General features: G+C 35.9%; 5 protein-coding genes. 3 read left to right on the forward strand and 2 right to left on the reverse strand.

All coding sequences use genetic code 11. The annotated features are described in order from the left end of the window. From Q0507_RS01985 to Q0507_RS01995, 3 genes are all read left to right on the forward strand, one after another. Window positions 1-373, forward strand: a 373-nt coding sequence (locus tag Q0507_RS01985; RefSeq protein WP_298711607.1) for an iron ABC transporter permease, incomplete at its 5' end; no start/stop codon positions are given. A 26-nt stretch (window positions 374-399) separates the two neighbouring features. After that, window positions 400-1,146, forward strand: a complete 747-nt coding sequence (locus Q0507_RS01990) for an ABC transporter ATP-binding protein (RefSeq protein ID WP_298711610.1) — start codon at window positions 400-402, stop codon at window positions 1,144-1,146. 65 nt (window positions 1,147-1,211) lie between these two features. Then, complete coding sequence (locus Q0507_RS01995; RefSeq protein WP_298711612.1) at window positions 1,212-2,171, forward strand: ABC transporter substrate-binding protein; 960 nt, start codon at window positions 1,212-1,214, stop codon at window positions 2,169-2,171. Between the two features lie 244 nt (window positions 2,172-2,415). On the opposite strand, the gene Q0507_RS02000 is transcribed toward Q0507_RS01995, so the two are convergent. Together Q0507_RS02000 and Q0507_RS02005 are read right to left on the reverse strand one after the other, a co-directional pair. Next, window positions 2,416-2,589, reverse strand: a complete 174-nt coding sequence (locus Q0507_RS02000) for a hypothetical protein (RefSeq protein WP_298711615.1) — start codon at window positions 2,587-2,589, stop codon at window positions 2,416-2,418. A gap of 438 nt (window positions 2,590-3,027) precedes the next feature. Then, window positions 3,028-3,213: inorganic phosphate transporter (locus Q0507_RS02005; protein WP_298711618.1), on the reverse strand; the 186-nt coding region annotated here is incomplete at its 5' end.

The following is a 3,213-nucleotide window of genomic DNA, read 5'->3' on the forward strand; positions in this document are numbered from 1 at the left end:
GTTCAATCAAGACCTTGATGTATTGCTACTCGGTAATCATGAAGCAGCACAAATGGGCCTTTCTGTTAAGCAGTTGCAATTAAGCATTGTTATCATATCCTCTATTGTAATCGCCACACTAGTATCAAAGGTAGGTGTAGTAGGCTTTATCGGCCTTATCATTCCGCACCTTGCTAGGATTGTAGGAGGGCCTAAACATAAACACACATTACTATTCAGTGCACTCATCGGTAGCATCGTTATGATTTGGTCAGACGTATTATCGAGAGCACTCTACAGTCCAGAAGAAATCCCTATTGGTGTACTTACATCCTTATTGGGGGCTCCACTCTTCATTTGGATTATCATGAATCGTTATAAACACAATGGTTAGTGTATATCATATCTATAGGAGATACTATGTATCAAATTAATCAGCTGTCTTTTTCTTATGAAACAAAAGAAGTGTTAAAGAATATTTCTGTGACATTTCCCACCAATAAAATAACAGCCATAATTGGACCGAATGGATGTGGTAAGTCTACGCTACTTAGCCATCTATATCGACTTCAGCCGTCAAAAAACAAAATTACATTAAACAAAAAACCTTTAGAATCTTATAAAGGTCGTGAATTTGCTCAATTAGTAGCCGTTTTAACACAATCTAGAGACTCTATGATTGATGATTTTCTCGTAAAAGATATCGTTCTCATGGGACGGTATCCATACAAACAACACTTTGGCACCTATAGTTCTAAAGATGTAAAAATTGCAGAGCATTATATGAATGAAGTGGGCATCACCCATTTAGCAGACGAAGAAATTCATCATCTATCAGGTGGGGAAAAGCAACGGGTATTCATTGCCAAAGCTTTAACTCAGAAACCTCAAATACTTCTTTTAGATGAACCTACTAACCATCTAGATATGAAGTACAAAGTGGCACTTATGAAACAATTACGGGCTTTTAAAGGCACTACAATTGTAGTCCTTCACGACTTAAATCTAGCCGCTCAATATTGCGATCATATAGTCATCATGAACAAAGGAACCATTCTAAAAGAAGGTTCCCCTACTGAGGTACTCACACCTGAAATTCTTAAACCAATATTTGAAGTTCCTTTTAAAACCTCTTGGGACGAAGGGCGCTATCATTTATATTATTAATTATTAAAGAAAGGACTTACTATGTTTCAGAATTTAAGAAAGTCAAAAAATTATTATTAATCGCTATGGCATGTGCTACATTCGCTATCGCTGGTTGTGGTGCTGACACTACAAAAACTACAGCTGATAACGGAACATCTGTAACATGGAGTGAAACATTTGACGGTACCAAAACTGACTTTGCTGTAAAATCCGCTCCTACTCATGCGGTGTCCATGTCTCAAGCAACAACGGAAATGATGTTGCAATTGGGTCTTGAAGACAAAATGGCTGGTACGGCTTTCAAGGAAGAAGAAATCTACCCACCTTTACAAGCAGCTTATGATAAAGTAAAAGTACTATCTGAAAAATGGCCTTCCTACGAAGTGTTCATGTCCGTAAAACCAGACTTTGCTACAGGTTGGCCTGATTCCTTCAGCAAACGTGCTATTCCTGCAGACAAAATGATTTCCCAAAAAGTTAATATTTGGCTTCCTGAGTCTATGCTATCTACTAAGGCCGACCTAGAAACCAACTTCAATGACATGATTAAATTGGGTGAGATTTTTGGTGTAAAACCTAAAGCTGAGGAATGGGTTGCAGGTCAACGTAAAACATTGGCGGCTATCCAAGACACGCTAAAAGACTTGCCTCGCAAACGCGTTTTCATTTATGACTCCGAAGATGGTCAACCATTCACAGCATTCGAAGGTTACACTACTAACATCTTAAAACTTATCGGTGCTGATAATGTAATGAGTGGCTTAGGTGTTGATAAAACATGGGCTAAAGGTTCTTGGGAAACAGTAATTGCGCAAAACCCTGACTATATTATCATCGCTGACTATGGCAATTCTATTCGCAACGATGATGATTTCCAACAAAAAATCGAAAAGATCAAGGCTAACCCTCAACTTCAAGATATCACAGCGGTTAAAGAAGGTCACTTTATTCGTGTAAAACTCTCTGAAATCACTCCTGGTGTACGTACAGTTGATGCTCTAAAACGTTTAGCCGAAGAAATTCACGGTGTAAAAATCGACTAATTTAATATAACAACGTATAAAGTAATATGTAATATGTAATATGTAATATGTATTGTATATTATATATAACGAAGAAGGTCCCAATTCAAATGAATTGGGACCTTTTCGTACTGCTTGTATTGCACACAGCATATTGTTTAGAGAGTAAAGATGTGTTGTAGTTGAAAGATTTAAAAATAATGGGTTATTGTAAATTAGATTTAAAGTATATTAAATTGTATATGCTGTGACAATGCCTGATTATTTATGCTTCTCGGGTATATTGTTGCCTATACCTTTTATCATTATTTGCCTTAATAGCCATAATTAATGGCTTTAGTGAAAGAAACTCTTCATCACTGAGTCTAATGGTTCTGCCAATACGTTTAATAGGATTACGTGGACGCCCGGCACCGCGTCTAGATCCACCCCATGCCATATACATACCTCTCTTCTCACTTGAAAAACTCCTTCTATCGATAGTATAACCTCCACTACATAAGTATGCAATAGCCATCCACTTTAAACAACCCATTAACAGCCTATAAACAAGTATTAAACTCCATTTATTAGTAAAATGCATAATCAACAAAACTCATATTTATAAGTATTTCTCTCTATTCAACTTGAATTGTAACATTAACGTTGCCAAATATAGATAAATCTATTTTATAGAATATAGTATTTTTAAACCAGTCTATATCTATATTTTTCATCTTATATGGAAGCTATTATGTACATGCCTAGTAACTAAATTTATCAAAATAGAAAACCTAAAAATTAATAAAATAATCATAACAATGTACAATAAGAAAACTTAGGCAAACAAAAAAGACTGCTTTCGCAGTCTTTTTTATTTTGATAAACAGTCTATGTATTAACCAAATAGTAAATGCCCTATTTCGTAAGCAACGGCCGCTACAATACCAGATAATGGAATCGTTACAAACCAAGCCATAACCATAGATCTTGCTACGCCCCAGTTAACAGCTTTAATACGTTTAGAAGAACCTACACCTAGTAAAGAACCACTTACAACATGTGTAGTACTTACAGGCAAATG

It is taken from the genome of uncultured Veillonella sp. (assembly GCF_938010505.1).
Classification (GTDB): Bacteria; Bacillota; Negativicutes; order Veillonellales; family Veillonellaceae; genus Veillonella.